Annotated in this window: 14 protein-coding genes and 1 pseudogene; 9 read left to right on the top strand and 6 right to left on the bottom strand. The window is 50.6% G+C overall.

What is annotated here, in order from left to right; translation table 11 throughout:
• Positions 1-23: 23 nt before the first annotated feature.
• The gene (gene pyrR, locus AWQ21_RS07715) at positions 24-557 is read right to left on the bottom strand and encodes a bifunctional pyr operon transcriptional regulator/uracil phosphoribosyltransferase PyrR (protein ID WP_065714038.1); all 534 of its coding nucleotides are present in this window, start codon (positions 555-557) and stop codon (positions 24-26) included.
• A 118-nt stretch (positions 558-675) separates the two neighbouring features.
• Positions 676-3,234 carry a leucine--tRNA ligase gene (gene leuS / locus AWQ21_RS07710; protein ID WP_065714037.1) on the bottom strand — a complete coding sequence of 853 codons (2,559 nt, stop codon included), beginning with the start codon at positions 3,232-3,234 and terminating at the stop codon, positions 676-678.
• A 132-nt stretch (positions 3,235-3,366) separates the two neighbouring features.
• Here leuS and AWQ21_RS16040 point away from each other — a divergent pair, with 132 nt between their 5' ends.
• The 5 genes from AWQ21_RS16040 (at position 3,367) to AWQ21_RS07685 (ending at position 7,968) form a co-directional block, all read left to right on the top strand.
• Positions 3,367-3,900, top strand: a complete 534-nt coding sequence (locus AWQ21_RS16040) for a YkvA family protein (protein ID WP_232314916.1) — start codon at positions 3,367-3,369, stop codon at positions 3,898-3,900.
• A gap of 359 nt (positions 3,901-4,259) precedes the next feature.
• Positions 4,260-4,847: a DUF4087 domain-containing protein gene (locus AWQ21_RS07700; RefSeq protein WP_083997987.1), complete on the top strand. Its 588-nt coding sequence runs from the start codon at positions 4,260-4,262 to the stop codon at positions 4,845-4,847.
• A gap of 65 nt (positions 4,848-4,912) precedes the next feature.
• Entirely contained in the window at positions 4,913-5,680 is a 768-nt protein-coding gene (locus tag AWQ21_RS07695) for a PD-(D/E)XK nuclease family protein (protein WP_065714036.1), read from the top strand.
• 41 nt (positions 5,681-5,721) lie between these two features.
• A complete protein-coding gene (gene prfC, locus AWQ21_RS07690; protein WP_065714035.1) occupies positions 5,722-7,338 on the top strand; it encodes a peptide chain release factor 3 in 1,617 nt (538 codons plus the stop codon).
• Between the two features lie 21 nt (positions 7,339-7,359).
• Positions 7,360-7,968, top strand: coding sequence for a TerD family protein (locus AWQ21_RS07685; protein WP_065714034.1), 609 nt, complete (start codon positions 7,360-7,362; stop codon positions 7,966-7,968).
• 57 nt (positions 7,969-8,025) lie between these two features.
• Here the strand turns inward: AWQ21_RS07685 and AWQ21_RS07680 are convergent, their stop codons facing one another.
• The 4 genes from AWQ21_RS07680 to AWQ21_RS07665 form a co-directional block, all read right to left on the bottom strand.
• On the bottom strand, positions 8,026-8,364 hold the full coding sequence (locus tag AWQ21_RS07680) for a DUF86 domain-containing protein (protein ID WP_065714033.1): 339 nt from the start codon (positions 8,362-8,364) through the stop codon (positions 8,026-8,028).
• Positions 8,357-8,677, bottom strand: a complete 321-nt coding sequence (locus AWQ21_RS07675; protein WP_065714032.1) for a nucleotidyltransferase family protein — start codon at positions 8,675-8,677, stop codon at positions 8,357-8,359. Before AWQ21_RS07675 ends, AWQ21_RS07680 begins: the two co-directional genes overlap by 8 nt.
• A 75-nt stretch (positions 8,678-8,752) precedes the next feature.
• Entirely contained in the window at positions 8,753-9,844 is a 1,092-nt protein-coding gene (gcvT, locus tag AWQ21_RS07670; RefSeq protein WP_065714031.1) for a glycine cleavage system aminomethyltransferase GcvT, read from the bottom strand.
• A gap of 43 nt (positions 9,845-9,887) precedes the next feature.
• Entirely contained in the window at positions 9,888-12,134 is a 2,247-nt protein-coding gene (locus tag AWQ21_RS07665; RefSeq protein WP_065714030.1) for a DNA polymerase III subunit gamma/tau, read from the bottom strand.
• Positions 12,135-12,304: 170 nt separating this feature from the next.
• Between AWQ21_RS07665 and AWQ21_RS07660 the strand changes: the two genes are divergently transcribed.
• From AWQ21_RS07660 to AWQ21_RS07650, 4 genes and pseudogenes are all read left to right on the top strand, one after another.
• The gene (locus tag AWQ21_RS07660) at positions 12,305-13,453 is read left to right on the top strand and encodes a tetratricopeptide repeat protein (RefSeq protein ID WP_065714029.1); all 1,149 of its coding nucleotides are present in this window, start codon (positions 12,305-12,307) and stop codon (positions 13,451-13,453) included.
• A gap of 54 nt (positions 13,454-13,507) precedes the next feature.
• Positions 13,508-13,933, top strand: a pseudogene (gene rnhA, locus AWQ21_RS16715) (ribonuclease HI); the annotation flags it as partial.
• 162 nt (positions 13,934-14,095) lie between these two features.
• Positions 14,096-14,389 (top strand): hypothetical protein, encoded by a 294-nt coding sequence (locus AWQ21_RS16710; RefSeq protein ID WP_315862264.1) that lies wholly within the window; start codon positions 14,096-14,098, stop codon positions 14,387-14,389.
• A complete protein-coding gene (locus AWQ21_RS07650) occupies positions 14,373-15,887 on the top strand; it encodes a DEAD/DEAH box helicase (protein WP_065714027.1) in 1,515 nt (504 codons plus the stop codon). Before AWQ21_RS16710 ends, AWQ21_RS07650 begins: the two co-directional genes overlap by 17 nt.
• Positions 15,888-15,904: the final 17 nt, after the last annotated feature.

Genomic DNA, 15,904 nt, shown 5'->3' with positions numbered 1-15,904 from the left:
TTGCGATGCACCTTTTTTGCTGTTTATTTGATCAGTTCCACGGCATCGCGGCCATCTAAATCCTGGAGATAGACTTTGACTTTTTCCTCTTTGGCGGTGGGGAGCTTTTTCCCGGTAAAATCCGGCTGGATTGGCAGTTGGCGGTGGCCCCGGTCTACAAGAACGGCTAGACGAATCACTTCTGGGCGACCATAATCATTCACCGCATTGAGGGCAGCGCGGATGGTGCGACCTTTGTAAATCACATCATCGATTAGGACGAGATTCTTGCCATTGAGATCAAAGGGAATATCTGTTTTTGAGGGCGTCCGTACCCGAATTTGGTCGAGGTCATCGCGATAAAACGTGATATCGAGGGCACCGACGGGCACCGCAATACCTTCGAGGGTTTCAATCTGCTTGGCAATATTTTCTGCCAAAGGGACGCCACGGGTATGGATGCCCAGGAGTGCTAAATCTCCTAAGTTTCCGGCTTTTTCGACAATTTGAGAAGCGAGCCGGGTGATGGTGCGGCGCATCTCTTCGGCAGACAAAATTTCGATAACGGTCTGGGTCATGGGCGGCGGCTGGTGGAGTCCTTGCTATTGTAGAGCTTGTTTTTAGCGGACGAAAAGAAAAGGGGGAAGCCTGGGTTAAAAATCACCCCCCCCCAATAGATGCGCGCGCGTCTTTTATCTAGGGTGTCACCACAAAGTTCACCAATTTATTGGGGACAACGATCACTTTTTTAATGTCTTTGCCTGCAATATAACGTTGGGCGAGATCCGAGGCAGTCGCCATTTTTTCCAGGTCAGCTTTGCTAATGCCTGCCGGAACTTGAATCGTGCCTCTGGTCTTACCGAGGATTTGGATCACGATGGTGATTTCGTCCACGGTCAGGGCCGCTTCATCCAACTGTGGGAAAGGAACAGTATGGACCGATTCACTGTGACCGAGATTTGACCAAAGCTCATCGGCGATGTGGGGCGCAAAGGGAGCCAGCAGCAAAATCAGCGTTTCGATCGCCTCTTGATACACGGGGGAATCGACGCATTTAACATCTTTGATCGCATTGTTGAGCTTCATCAGTTCGGCGATCGCCGTATTAAATTGATAGTCCCCTTCGAGGTCTTCTTGGATTTCTTTAATCGCAGTGTGAACGGCCCGACGTAGATCTTTTTCTTCCTTAGAGAGTTCTCCTGTCGCCTTAACGTTAGTCTCTGCTACTTCATAGGCGGCGACCAAATTCCAAATGCGGTTCAGGAAGCGGAATTGCCCTTCCACATCCGCATCATCCCACTCTAGATCCTTTTCGGGGGGCGCTTTGAAGAGGATAAACATCCGCGCTGTGTCTGCACCGTATTTGTCCAAGACCAACGCCGGATCGACGCCATTGTATTTTGACTTCGACATTTTTTCGTAGAAGCCTGCGAGTGCTTCGCCGGTCTCTGGATCTTTGGGATCATTGGGGTCAACTTGATCGGCGGGCACGTATTTATTCGTGCGGGCATTTTTGTAGGTCAGCGCCTGTACCATTCCCTGGGTCAGGAGTCGCTTAAAGGGTTCATCCACAGATACCAGTTGGCGATCGCGCACCACCTTTGTAAAGAAACGAGAGTAGAGCAAGTGGAGAATCGCGTGTTCAATGCCGCCCACATACTGATCTACTGCCATCCAATCGTTAACTGGATCGAGGGCGAAGGGTTTTTCGGTATTGTTGGCGTCGGTATAGCGCAGGAAATACCAGGACGAATCAATAAAGGTATCCATGGTGTCGGTTTCCCGACGGGCCGCTTTACCGCAACAGGGGCAATCCACCGCTTGCCAGTCTGCCATTTGGGCTAAGGGTGAACCACCGCGCGCGGAAAATTCCACATCTTCAGGCAATACGACAGGGAGATCACTGTCTGGCACGGGCACCACCCCACAGTCGTCACAGTAGATCATCGGAATCGGGCAACCCCAATACCGTTGTCGAGAAATGAGCCAATCCCGCAGGCGATATTGAATTTGTTCTCGACCAAAACCGTTTTCTGCCGCAAATTTGGCGATCGCCTTTTTCCCTTCGGTAGAAACCAAGCCATCAAACTGACCGCTATTCACCATAATGCCCGCATCGGTGTAAGCCTCTGTGAGTGCCGCCGTCGCGTCGCCCCCTTCCGGGATAATCACCGTTTTGATCGGTAAATCATTTTCGCTGGCAAACTTAAAGTCACGGCTATCGTGGGCGGGCACCCCCATCACTGCCCCTGTGCCATATTCATACAACACATAGTTCGCGATCAGAATCGGCACTTCTTCTCCGGTAAAGGGATTGGTCACCCAGCCCCCAGTGCGGACACCCTTCTTCGGCTTATCGTCGGCGGTACGATCCTGTTCGCTTTCTTGACTCACCTCAGCGATAAACGCATCTACGGCAGCTTTTTGTTCGGGGGTTGTCACCTGAGCCACGAGGGGATGTTCCGGCGCCAGGACAACATAGGTGACCCCAAAGACCGTATCCGGGCGAGTGGTAAAGACTGCCACTTTCTCATCGCTGCCCACAACGGGAAATTCCAGGTGCGCCCCGGTGGATTTGCCGATCCAGTTTTCCTGCATTAATTTCACTCGCTCTGGCCAACCGTCGAGGGTATTAAGATCCTGGAGGAGTTCTTCAGCATAGTCGGTGATCTTCAGGAACCATTGGCGCAGCAATTTTTTCTCAACGATCGCCCCCGATCGCCAGGAGCGGCCTTCCGCGTCTACTTGTTCGTTGGCTAGTACCGTTTGGTCAATGGGATCCCAGTTCACTGCGGCTTCTTTTTGGTAGGCGAGGCCAGCTTTGTAGAACTGCAAAAAAAGCCATTGCGTCCATTTGTAATAGTCGGGGGAACAGGTGGCGACTTCTCGATCCCAGTCGATAGAAAGACCCAACTGTTTAAGCTGCTCCCGCATCTGGGCAATATTTTGATACGTCCACTTTGCCGGGGGAATGCCCCGATCAATCGCCGCATTTTCTGCGGGTAGCCCGAAAGCGTCCCAACCCATGGGATGGAGCACCCGATAGCCTTGCATTCTCTTGTAGCGAGCAATGACATCGGTGATCACGTAGTTGCGCACATGACCCATGTGGAGCTTGCCGGAGGGATAGGGAAACATCGACAGAGCGTAGAATTTTGGCTTGTCACTTTGGCTAGGGGTTTTGTCTAAGCCAAGCTCTAGCCATTGTTGTTGCCATTTCGCTTCAATATCAGCGGCACTGTATCGCGTTTCCACTCTTGGTTCTCCGTGTTGTAAGGGTCAGTGGCTTATTTTAACCCCCGAATGGATGGGTTGCTGCCTAGGAGGGCCAGGGATTTTTTTAGGGGCGATCGCCTTTGTTCTCGCCTTGGAAAAAGATCGGGCACAATGGACAATAGGGCCACGGGAGGAGAGATGCCGCCAAGCGATCGCCAATTTGATGAACCTTCCTTTTGGGCAAAGATCAAGAAACACCCCCATAACATCGGCAAGCCCATCCTGGAAAATGCCTTGGTTTTGTATTTTTGCTTAAAAGATCCAGAAACCCCCTTTCAGATTAAAGGGGCAATCATTGCGGTGTTGGCTTATTTCGTCATGCCCCTGGATGTTGTCACCGATTTTCTGCCAGCGGTTGGTTACGGGGATGATTTCAGCGCCCTCATTGTCACCCTCGGAACATTTTTTCAACATATCAAACCAGAACATCGAATCGCCGCACAAGAGAAATTGGATCAGTGGTTTGTCCGGGATGAATCAGCGACATTGAAACAGCAAGAATTGCAGCAATATTTACAGGTTTTATTAGTCGCTTTGTTAAAAGTAGAATACGGACTTGATCCAGATCTTGATAATCTTAAAGTAATTATTGATTTCACTCGCAAGAAAATCCAAGAAATCAAAAGACTAGACTCTCATGGGTAGACTAGACTCTCATGGGTCAGATCTAGAGGGAATAGAGATACAATTAAAACCCGCTTATCAAGGCGCAATCAAAATTCTTAGAAAAGAGCATAAAACCGCAGCACGTAACTTGCCAAAAGAATGCCCCTGGGAAATGCCTTTTATTCTAGGCCAGGTATGATTTTGATTTTTATATTTACAATCTGACCGCTCATGATTGAACAATTTAGAAAGGACTTGGATAGTTCATCTTTTTGATTGCAAAAAATTAAATAAAAATTCATTTGAAAGAAACTTAGTTGATGATGGATAATTAAAGGATCACTTTTTGAAGTAGACAGTTTTTCATCAATCACTGGAAGCGTTGGAGAAGATTACCCATGGTGAAGCACCTTTATCGGCTAGGAACTGTCGCTGTGTTATTGGCTTTGAGCGCCTGTGAAGTAACCATTGGATCTGATCCGCAAACTCCCCCAGCAGAAGATGTGGCCACCCAAGATCCACCAGGCAATACAGCAACCCGTTCCGGGGCCAGTGATGAGGGGGTTGCTACAACGGGCACTGGTGGCGGCATCGCAACATCGAGACCGACGGCACCGCAACCCCCGGTACAACCCCAATCACCACCACAACCCATTGCCCAAACTTCCACTAGCTTTGAAACTCGCTGTGGCTGGTTCTCGAATCCGACCCCAGGCAATATTTCCCTCTATGATGCCGACCGGGAATGGATCATTGGTGTCCAAGGGGGGCACCAGGTAGCGACGGATTGGGACTGGCCAAATTTTGCGCCGGATCAGTGGGTAGTGACCAATGTGGGCAGTTATGGCTATGGGTGCGCTTGCATGGATGTGCGGACAAACCCCGCAACAGGCACGATCAACGATATCCGCAATGTGCGCGCCCAGGCGATCGCCATTTGTCAGCAGGATCCGGCCCTCAATCGCTGGGCTAATCTTTTCCCATAAAATTCATCCCCAGTTTTGTAATCTAGGGAAAAGGCGATCGCCCTCAAAAAATCTTCAAACTTTCCATGTTCTATCTCTCCCAAGCCCACCTTGAACGCTTCCAGCGCTGCCCACCAACATTCCAAGCCCTTTACCTAGAGCAACTAACGGCTCCTAACGACCCCAATTACCTGGAAAATCAGCAATGGGGGATCCGATTTCACCAGGCGATGCAGCAACTCCAGCTAGGCTTGTCCCCGGCGCAAATTACCATAGACCCGAATCTCCATCAGAGTCTCCAGGATCTGCTCACCGCCCAACCCCAGCTCCTCGACCAACAACAGCAACAAACCGCCGCCGAATATCGCCGCACTTTGATGATGGACGATTTTCTGCTCACCATTATTTGTGACTGGATCAATTTTGGTGCCGACACTCTCCAGATTTATGACTGGAAAACCTACCGTCAACCCCGTCAAAGCGAGGAATTAAAAGACCACTGGCAAACGAAGCTGTATCTTTACGTCATGGCCGAGACCACGGGTTATCAGCCGGAGCAACTCGCGATGACCTATTGGTTTATCGCCCCAAGCGAAACACCGCAATCCCTAACGTTTCAATATAATCAAACTTGGCATCAGCAAATCCAAACCGAACTTGCCGCCCTGCTGACCCAACTGCAACAGGATCTAGATCAATACTTTCAAGACGGCACGCCTCTGCACCACGGCGATCGCCAAACTTGTTCCCATTGCCCACCCCATCAGCATTTTTCCGAGGTTGAAACCCTAGATTTTCTCGCCGGGAAAAGCCTAGAGGACTTTCTGGGGGAGATCAAAGCAGTACAATTGTAGACGCACCATTCATCCAGAAGCACAAACCCCAGACCAGATTTATGGCGACAGAATTGCACACAGAGCTAGAAGAAGCCGTCCGCTTGCGACGGAATTTTGCGATCATCTCCCACCCCGACGCGGGTAAAACTACCCTCACCGAAAAACTTTTGTTATACGGAGGTGCCATTCACGAGGCCGGAGCCGTTAAAGCCCGCCGGGAACAGCGCAAAGTCACCTCTGACTGGATGGAGATGGAGCAACAACGGGGGATTTCCATTACCTCGACGGTGCTGCAATTTTTATACAATGGCTATCAAATTAATCTGCTCGATACCCCTGGTCACCAGGACTTTAGTGAAGATACCTACCGTACCCTCGCGGCGGCGGACAATGCGGTGATGTTGGTGGATGCGGCCAAGGGTCTGGAGACGCAAACCCGCAAGTTATTTGAAGTCTGCAAACTGCGATCGCTACCGATTTTCACCTTTATCAACAAGTTAGACCGGCCTGGGCGGGAACCCCTCGAACTCCTCGATGAAATTGAACAGGAACTCGGCCTGCAAACCTACGCGGTAAATTGGCCCATCGGCATGGGAGACCGATTCCAAGGGGTTTATGATCGCCGCCTTGAAGAAGTGCACTTATTTGAACGGACGGCCCACGGTACCAAGGCTGCCACGGAGACCATTTATAAAATCGATGATCCGGCCCTCGAAGCCATTCTGGATCCTGAACTTTTCACACAACTAAAAGAAGAATTAGAAATTCTCGAAGAAATCGGCGCCGACTTTGACCTAGAAGCAATCCACGCAGGCAAGCAAACGCCCATTTTCTTCGGCAGTGCGATGACTAATTTTGGGGTGCAACTCTTCCTCAGTGCGTTCCTAGAATATGCCCTGAAGCCGGAACCCCGCGCCTCTACCCTGGGAGATTTAGAGCCCACCTACCCCGAATTTACTGGGTTTGTCTTTAAACTCCAGGCGAATATGGACCCCAAACACCGCGATCGCGTCGCCTTTGTGCGGGTTTGTACCGGGAAATTTGAAAAGGATATGACCGTCAGCCATGCCCGAACCGGAAAAACAGTGCGCCTATCCCGTCCCCAAAAGCTCTTTGCCCAGGGCCGTGAATCCCTCGAAGAGGCCTATGCCGGCGATGTGATCGGTTTAAACAATCCAGGGGTGTTTGCCATTGGCGATACGATTTATTGTGGCAAAAAACTCGAATATGAAGGCATTCCCTGCTTTTCGCCAGAGCTGTTTGCCTACCTAAAAAATCCCAACCCCTCGAAGTTTAAACAATTCCAAAAAGGGGTCAAAGAACTCCAAGAGGAAGGCGCAGTGCAGATTATGTATTCCGCTGATGAATTTAAGCGGGAACCAATCCTCGCTGCGGTGGGACAACTGCAATTTGAGGTGGTGCAACACCGTCTCCAGAGTGAATATGGCGTAGATAGCAAGCTCGAACCGATTCCCTACAGTGTGGCGCGTTGGGTGACGAACGGTTGGGAAGCCCTAGAAAAGGCGGGCAAAATTTTCAATACAATGATCGTCAAAGATCTCTGGGAACGGCCCGTGATTCTCTTTAAAAATGAATGGAATCTCCACCAAATCCAAGGGGATCACCCGCACCTAAAATTGTCGGCGATCGCCCCCATTGGTTCTTCTGTTAAATGATGTTTCGCGTGGTAAAAACCTATGGCAATTCAACTGAAAAAAGGCAACCGCATTTCCCTCAAAAAAGAAGCCCCCGGCCTCAAAAAAGTGATGCTGGGCCTCGGCTGGGACATGGCAACCAGTAACTCAGGGGGCGGTTTCCTCGGCATCTTTAAAAAGCCCGCAGGCAGCATTGACCTCGACTCCGGGGTGCTGTGCTTAGATTCCCAAGGGAAGCTCAATAGCGCCAGTGATTTTGTGTACTATGCCAATCTCCATCACCAATCCGGGGCGATCGCCCACCAAGGGGACAACCTCACCGGCGCGGGAGAAGGAGATGATGAACAAATTTTTGTCGATTTAGAGCAAGTCCCTGCGGCGATCCAAAGTCTGCTGTTTACTGTCACCATTTACCAAGGCAGACAACGGGGCCAGGAATTTAGCCAGATCAGCAATGCCTTTGTGCGCCTCGTTGACCTGAGTAACAACCAAGAGATCGCCCATTACAAACTATCCGGCGAAACCTACCAAGGCAAAACCGGGATGTTGATGGCCGAGTTACGTCGGGAGGAAAACGGCTGGGCGATGACGGCCCTCGGTGATGGCCTCGACCCCCAGGATTCTGAAAATCTACTCAAAAAATATCGCTAACTGCCTAGTTTTCATAGGCTACCAACAAAAAATACATCAACTGGTGTGATTGCCCGTTTATTCCAAGTTGGGAATTAACTTTTTTAGATCTGCCATTAGTGGCGGGAGGGATTTTTGTGTTGTTAACCAAATTCGTTTGTGACTGACTTTTTCATATTGATGGGAAATAACATTTCGCTGACCGATAAGTGCACTCCATGGAATTCCAGGATGACTTTTTTGAAACTCTACAGATACTCTCCGGGCGGCTTCTCCTAGGATCTCCAATTGTCTTTCTGTAGCACTTTGCACCAATTCATTTTGACGATACTCTTCCCAGGTTAAGCCTTGAGTGAATTTTTCAATTTGTCTGCATGCCTCATACATATCCCACAGGTGAGCATAATTTCTATCCATGGCTGGAGTAAAGAACTCGATGATTCTCTTTTATTGATCTTAGAATGAAAGGATTAGAAATGCTTTCTTGTTCAATAAGATCAACTGGTCTACCAAAAAGATCAGAAAGTTTCTGTTTCAGTTGGATAACATCCAGTAAATCCCATTCAGCATCTTCTGAAAATCTTACCAAGCAATCAACATCGCTTTCTTGACTAAAACCTCCTTGTACAATAGACCCAAAAACTGAGAACTCTTGAATTTTCCATTGTTGGCAAAGGGCATTAAGAAGTTCTATTGTTAGAGTATCAATTAAAGGAACTTGGCTACCCATAATATTTGGTCATTTTTGAATCATTTTTTAAACTAAGATCACAAATCTGCTAAAAAAATATCGCTAACGGTTCAGCTATTTTTTGTCTGCACGATAAAAAGGTTTTTTCACTACCTGGGCTAGGTACTGTTTGCCCCGAATTTCGACGGTGACCGCCTGACCGACTTTGCCCAATGCTGGTGGTAGATAAGCTAAGGCGATCGCCTTTTCGAGGGTGGGGGACATCGTCCCGCTGGTGACAAGGCCCACTGCTTCACCATTCACAAGAACAGGATAGTCGTGGCGAGCGATACCACGCCCTTGCATCTCTAGGCCCACTAAACGCCGTTGAATGCCTACTGCTTTTTGGGTCTGCAAAATATCTTTTGCGATAAACTCGTCTTTTTCTTGCCAGTGGATCAGCCACCCCAAACCCGCTTCCAGGGGGGTTGTGTCGTCATCCATATCCTGACCATAGAGGTGTAACCCGGCCTCCAGTCGCAGCGTATCCCGTGCCCCCAAACCACAGGGCATCACCCCCGCCTCGATTAAGGAGTCCCAAAGTTTTTTCCCGGCCATGGGTGCGACCATCACCTCAAAACCATCCTCGCCGGTGTAGCCAGTTCGCGCAATAAAGGCCGTTTCCCCAAAGATTTGCCCTTGGCCGTGGTTAAACAGCTTTAGGGTCGCCAAGTCTAAATTTTCCACCACAGGTTGCAAGATTTCCTCTGCCTTTGGGCCTTGGATCGCCAGCAAGATATTTTCTTGGGAGACATCGGTTAAGGTGATCCCCTGGTCTGATAAATGGCCCGTCAACCAATCCCAATCCTTCTGGGTGGTGGCCGCATTCACAATCAAAAAGCCCTGGCGATCGCCCTGGTGATAATAAATCACGTCATCGATGATACCGCCATGGTTATTGAGCAGCACTGTATATTGCGCTTGGCCTGGGTCGAGTCGCGCCAGATTTGAAGGCACCAGTTTTTGCATTGCTGCGATGAGGTTTTCCCCAGCCAACTGAAACTTGCCCATGTGGGAAATATCAAACATCCCCGCTTCTGTGCGCACCGCCTGATGCTCCACCTTTAAGCCTTTGTATTGCACGGCCATCTCCCAACCGGAAAAGGGCACAAATTTGGCACCAGCTGCAATGGCAAGATCATGGAGGGGCGTGCGTTGCAAAGTCATAGGAGCTTCATCTAAGAGACATCAACACTAATATACGAGGTTCTCAGAACGGAATCTCATCGTCCGGGGCAACTGGGACAGGCGGGCGACCTTGAACAGTGGGTATGGTCGGCGGTTCGGGAGCAGGTGCTGGAGGTTTTTCGGATTCAGCAGGAAGCACAACCTGAACATCCGTTTCTTCTGGGAGCACAAAGTGGGTCAGTTCGATCACCTCTCCGTCAAACAATTCTGCAAACTGTTGGGCGATCGCCTGGATATCATCAGCAGCTTCGGGGATGTTTTCTGTAACTGCGGGATTCGGTGCTGACTCTGGCTCAACCCTTGGGGGCCCCTCCGGGGATAGCGAGGCGCTCTCTCCGAGATCCGCTTTGTGGTGCGCTGTTGGTATCGGTTCCGGAGGTTGCGGATTTGGGGCTGGTGCGGGTCTTGTTGGCTCCCCTGAGAGCGGTGGAGTCATGGGCTTCGGGGTTTCAACGACCGGGGGGGGCGGCACCACGACAGCACTTTGCGCCGGGGGAACAGCCGTGGGGGTTGGTACAGATGTAGAGAAAACCGGGGTTACTGATGCTCCCCCCTGACCATTTTCCAAACCATGGCCCACTTGCAAGGTCACCTTAAGGGGGTTGCCACAGATTTTTCCAAAGGCAGCCTCAAGCTGGGGGGTTTTATTTTTGGCAATTTTGAGTAAATTGGCGCTTTTAATGCCGATGAGGGCGGTGTGCTCCGTGAGCTGGAGCAGTTTGCCATGGTCTCGGAACAAAGACTGGCTCAACAAGGGCAGTTGGCGCACAATGCCTTGCCACAGTTCTTCCCGTTCCAGGGCTGAAATTGTCGGGCTGGTGGTTGCAGAAGGTGGTGGTGAGAGGGGGCGATCGCCATTGGGTTGTTCGCGATTTTGCGCCGTTGGGGGCGTGACATCCTGGAGCGGCGGAGATTGAGGGGGCGCGTTTACGTCTGGTACAGGGGCCGGAACTTGGGGAACTGCGGGTTCAGGGGGAGATTGGGGGACTTGAGGTTCTACCGCAGCGAGGGACGTTCCAGAACCATGGCCATTGGTCGCAGTGGGTGTTTCCCCGAAGGGATGGGGAATTTCCTGTGGGGGTGGCGGAGAAGTTGGTGGTTTCGACGTAGGTGGCGGTTGCAGATTGGTTTGAATATTTAAAGGAGTGGCCGCTGTTTGCGTTGTTTGGGTCTGCCCCAAAGCGGCGGGGAGCAATCCCAAAAGGGTAATTTCCAGCCACAGACGCGGTTGGGTCGTATTTTTAAGTTGATATTCGCTTTCTTTGAGGTGTTGCTGTCCCTGCAAAATAGTGGCAAGGTCCCACTGGCTTGCTTCCTGGCAAAGGATTTCCCAAGTCGGTTGGGTCACAGCGATCAAATCTCCCCGTTGGGGGGCTGTTTTTGCGATGAGTAAATTTAGATAAAAACTTGCTAAATTTTGTAGAACGACCAGAGGTTCCCGGCCTCGATTTAACAGGCTCCGACATTGTTGAATGACTGCTTCTGGATCATTGCTGTGAATCACCTGGAGTAATTGCAATAAATCCCGTTCTGGCACGGCCCCCACCAAATCCCAGACCTTATCAGGGGTAATTTCACCGGACAACAAACTCAGTTGATCCAACAAGCTTTCCGCATCCCGCAGACCCCCATTGGCAATTTGCGCAATTAACGTCACCGATTCGAGGGGAATATCGATATTTTCTAAATGGGCAATTTTCCGCAAGTGGGCCACCATCGCATCGAGGGGAATACGCCGATAGTCAAACCGTTGGCAGCGGGAAATAATCGTGGGTAAAACCCGCTGCGGATCAGTGGTTGCGAGGACAAAGACGACGTGGGCAGGCGGTTCTTCGAGGGTTTTCAGGAGGGCATTGAACGCCGCTACACTCAACATATGGCATTCGTCAACAACATAAACTTTGTAGCGACATTGCACCGGAGCAAACTGCGATCGCTCGATGAGTTCTCGAATATTATCGACGCCTGTATTACTCGCCGCGTCAATTTCAATCACATCTAAGGCTGACCCGTTGGCGATCGCCCGACAAACTTCACACTCGCCGCAAGGGTGGGGCGTTGGTTGGGCCGCATTTAGACAATTCAGAGACTTGGCCAAGATCCGCGCACTGGAGGTTTTCCCCGTCCCCCGTGGCCCTGAGAACAAATAGGCTGGGGCAATGCGTCGCTGTTCGAGGGCATTACTTAAAGTTGTGGCGATCGCCTCTTGGCCAACCAACTGCGCAAAAGTCTGGGGACGATATTTGTGGTGGAGCGGTTCGTAGGCCATGGGAAACAACGAAAAATTCGATAAAGGACGGCGATCAGTAAACAGTTATGGATCCAGCAGCAACGATAAAGAATCGATATCTAACGTCCAATGTCTAATATCTGGGGGTTAACAACATAAAATGGGTGAGTACAAGAACGACCAGAGCAAGTAAAAGGATTATTAAGGATATGGCGGGTTGGTTAAAAAAGCTATTTTCTCCCTCTCAGGGTCGGGGCCAAACACCCACCGTAGACCTTCCCCCCCTCACCGACGCAGATTTTGAATTTTTATTGGCGCAGCTCCTCCAGGGTATCTCTCGCGGGTGGCAGCCTGACCGCCTAGAAGTATTTATCGCTGATTTGGGGATTCGCGGCAAAGTCACCGCCTGGGAAGCATGGCTAGAACGCTACAGTACACAAATACTAGCACAGGCACAGCCTCCCCAACAACAACAAATCGGCACACGATTGCTCTACATCAGTAACGCCTTTAAAAATTCGCCGAAGTTACAACGTTTCGCCCGTGCTTTCGGGGATACAGGGCAACAATTAGTTACGGGACGCGGGAAAATTACCATTGAAATTTGGGAATACAACGGTGCGGATCAACTCGCTGAACTAGAAACGGCTCCAGATAATATCCCAGTACTAGAACATTCCCAAGAAGCATCTCCGGAACTAGCGGAACCGGTCGTCATCTCCGAAGTGGAAACGGCGGCGGAACCCCTGCCTGAAATGCCGGAAACGATCAATCCAGCGGAATCAGAAACGCCGATCGAAGAGATACCAGAGGAAACTACCCAAGAAATCACGGAAACCACAACTGAGGACACTTCCAAAACCATTGAATCGTTGTTTCAGGCTGGTCTAACAAAAGCCGATCAGGGAGATTTTGCGGGGGCAATCGCCGCCTGGGATCAAGTGATTGAACTCAATCCAACGGTTTCTGCAGTGTGGCATAACCGGGGCAGTGCCTTTGGTCGCCTCAAGCAATATGACCAAGCCCTCGAATCCCTCAAGCAAGCAATTCTGTTAGCTCCCGATAACGTTCTCATTTGGCGCGATCACAGTTATGTACTCATGGCCCTTGAACAATGGCAGGCGGCCCTCAAGAGCTGGAATACCACCATCGAATTGCAAGAAGACCTCGCCGAAGCTTGGTACCAGCGGGGCCTTACCCTAGAACAACTCAACAAACTAGAAAACGCCCAAATTAACTACCGCCGCGTGTTGCACCTTACTCCGGACTTTACCCAGGCCCAGGAACGTTTAGAGGCCATAGACGCAGTGCTCAATGCCCCATCTTCACCGCTGTCGTCGGATCCTTGGGCTGACTAATCAAGCTTTGCCACTGCTATTTTCACCGTCTCCATTATTCTTTTCTCGCATTTCATGGCACAACAACGCACAATTGACCGCATTTACACCGATGGTGGCTGTATTCGCAATCCTGGCCCCGGTGGCTGGGGAGTGGTGATCCAGTTTACCGATGGCACCGTTCTGGAAATGGGCGATCGCCAACCCGAAACCACCAATAACCGCATGGAAATGCAAGCCGCAATCCAGGCCCTCGAATTTGTCCGAGATTGTCCTCAGCAGGAACCGGTGCGCCTCTTTACCGACAGTAAATACATCATTGACGGCATCACCAAATGGATTAAAGGCTGGCAAAAAAAGGGCTGGAAAACCGCTACCGGCAACCCCGTTTTAAATCAAGATCTCTGGCAGCAGCTGAACCAACTGAACCAACCGATCATCTCTTGGCGTCATGTCAAAGGTCATAGCGGTGAGGCGGGGAATGAACGGGCTGATGCGATCGCCAATGGATTTGCCCGGGGCCAAGTCCCCAGCCTGCGCACCACCAACGGCCCCAAAGATCTACCAAAATCTAGAGGTATGGCCACCGATAGCCCGCCACAATTGACAATAGATTACCAAAAATCTAACGTTATAACGCCGAATCCATCTCCCCAAGAGCCCATGACAGATCTCACCAGCATTGCCCCTGAAGACATCACCCTGTCCTACCATGAACGAGTCAAGCGGTTAACAGACCTTATCGAAAGTCTCCGCATCGCCGACGAAATTGCCGAACATGGCTATTTTATTAGTAGCTCGGAGTTGGCAGATCTCATGGATGTGAATGCCAGTGCCGTCACCAGTCGAGGCCAAGAATGGACTTGGCGCAATTGGATTGTCTCCCGGGTAAAACGAGAGGGTAATCAGATCCTCTGGCAACTCGACCGCATTATCGGTAATGAGACGACGACCTAAGCTCACCTATGACCGGGGCACCCTGATCCTCCATCCCCCGCCCCGGGGGAAAGCTTGGCTAGATTTCGTCACCTGGGATGATCGCATTGAAAAATTTAGACTCTCTGCCCAGGATTATCGCCCCCTCGTGGAACGGTTACGGGACGAAGGGGTAGATTTTATCGATGCGGCCCAACAATTTTCTCCCCTAGCTTTTGAGCCAACCTTTTCCCTCGAACCCTATCCCCACCAGCAGGAAGCATTATTGGCCTGGAAAAAAGGCGATCGCCAAGGAGTTGTGGTCTTACCCACCGCCGCCGGAAAAACCTACCTCGCCCAACTGGCCATGGCCAGCACCCCCCGCACAACCTTGGTCGTGGTGCCCACCCTCGATTTGATGCACCAATGGTATGCCCAGCTCACCACCGCTTTTCCCAACATTGACGTGGGGTTATTGGGGGGCGGCTCCCGCGATCGCACACCGATCCTAATCGCCACCTACCACAGCGCTGCGATCCACGCGGAAACCCTAGGAAACCAATATGCCCTGATTATTTTCGATGAATGTCACCATTTACCCAGCGACTTTTTCCGGGCGATCGCCGAATATTCCATTGCCCCCTATCGTCTCGGTTTAACCGCCACCCCCGACCGGAGCGATGGCCGCGAGCAAGATCTCAAACACCTCATTGGGCCCGTTGTGTATGACCGCACCCCCAGTTCCCTCTCTGGGAAGGCCCTGGCCGAGCACCAAATTGTTCAACTTAAAATTCCCCTAAGCACCACCGAGGCCGAACAATATCAACAGCTCATTGCTACCCGCAATCAATTTCTGCGGGACAATAATATTTATTTGGGTTCCCTCGAAGGTTGGCAAAATTTTGTCGCCATCAGTTGTCGTTCCGCTGCGGGTCGCCGCGCCATGTTGGCTCACCGTCAAGCCAAAGATATCGCCGCTGGCACTGCTGGAAAACTGCGCACCCTCGCCCAGTTAATCCAACGTCACTACCCTGAAAAAATTCTTATTTTTACCAACGATAACGCCACCGTTTATCGCATCTCCCAAGACTTTTTAATTCCTGCCATTACCCACCAGACCCCCGTCAAAGAACGCCATCAAATCCTCGAAAAATTTCGTCGCGAAACATACCATATCCTGGTGACTTCCCATGTTTTAAATGAGGGGGTTGATGTTCCCAATGCTAGAGTGGCAATTATTCTCTCCGGCAGCGGTTCGAGTCGAGAATATGTACAACGTTTAGGGCGAATTCTACGCAAAGGCAAATCATCGACAAAGTTAGCTCTTTTGTACGAATTGGTAGCAAAAAATACAAACGAAGAGCAACTTTCCCAACGGCGACGTTCTGCCTTTAACCAAATAAAGCAACCGCTTACCTCCATAAATTCAAAGCGCAATTTGCCACGGGCAGCAGAAGCCCATAATCCTTATAAAGTCGACTTTCTGGAGGATTCTAAACCACCAAAACACCCACCACATTTAGAGCTTACTGACGACTAAAATCTTCCTTGATTTTG

Source organism: Picosynechococcus sp. PCC 7003, assembly GCF_001693255.1.
Lineage (GTDB): Bacteria > Cyanobacteriota > Cyanobacteriia > Cyanobacteriales > MRBY01 > MRBY01.
The sequence above is the reverse complement of the archived record's forward strand: the minus strand, read 5'-3'. Positions and strand labels throughout refer to the sequence as shown.

Bases quoted from the DNA above. Each gene is read 5' to 3' on its own strand.
- pyrR (WP_065714038.1), bottom strand. From the start codon at position 557: ATGACCCAGACCGTTATCGAAATTTTGTCTGCCGAAGAGATGCGCCGC.
- AWQ21_RS16040 (WP_232314916.1), top strand. From the start codon at position 3,367: ATGGACAATAGGGCCACGGGAGGAGAGATGCCGCCAAGCGATCGCCAA.
- AWQ21_RS07700 (WP_083997987.1), top strand. From the start codon at position 4,260: ATGGTGAAGCACCTTTATCGGCTAGGAACTGTCGCTGTGTTATTGGCT.
- AWQ21_RS07695 (WP_065714036.1), top strand. From the start codon at position 4,913: ATGTTCTATCTCTCCCAAGCCCACCTTGAACGCTTCCAGCGCTGCCCA.
- prfC (WP_065714035.1), top strand. From the start codon at position 5,722: ATGGCGACAGAATTGCACACAGAGCTAGAAGAAGCCGTCCGCTTGCGA.
- AWQ21_RS07685 (WP_065714034.1), top strand. From the start codon at position 7,360: ATGGCAATTCAACTGAAAAAAGGCAACCGCATTTCCCTCAAAAAAGAA.
- AWQ21_RS07680 (WP_065714033.1), bottom strand. From the start codon at position 8,364: ATGGATAGAAATTATGCTCACCTGTGGGATATGTATGAGGCATGCAGA.
- AWQ21_RS07675 (WP_065714032.1), bottom strand. From the start codon at position 8,677: ATGGGTAGCCAAGTTCCTTTAATTGATACTCTAACAATAGAACTTCTT.
- gcvT (WP_065714031.1), bottom strand. From the start codon at position 9,844: ATGACTTTGCAACGCACGCCCCTCCATGATCTTGCCATTGCAGCTGGT.
- AWQ21_RS07665 (WP_065714030.1), bottom strand. From the start codon at position 12,134: ATGGCCTACGAACCGCTCCACCACAAATATCGTCCCCAGACTTTTGCG.
- AWQ21_RS07660 (WP_065714029.1), top strand. From the start codon at position 12,305: ATGGCGGGTTGGTTAAAAAAGCTATTTTCTCCCTCTCAGGGTCGGGGC.
- AWQ21_RS16710 (WP_315862264.1), top strand. From the start codon at position 14,096: ATGACAGATCTCACCAGCATTGCCCCTGAAGACATCACCCTGTCCTAC.
- AWQ21_RS07650 (WP_065714027.1), top strand. From the start codon at position 14,373: ATGAGACGACGACCTAAGCTCACCTATGACCGGGGCACCCTGATCCTC.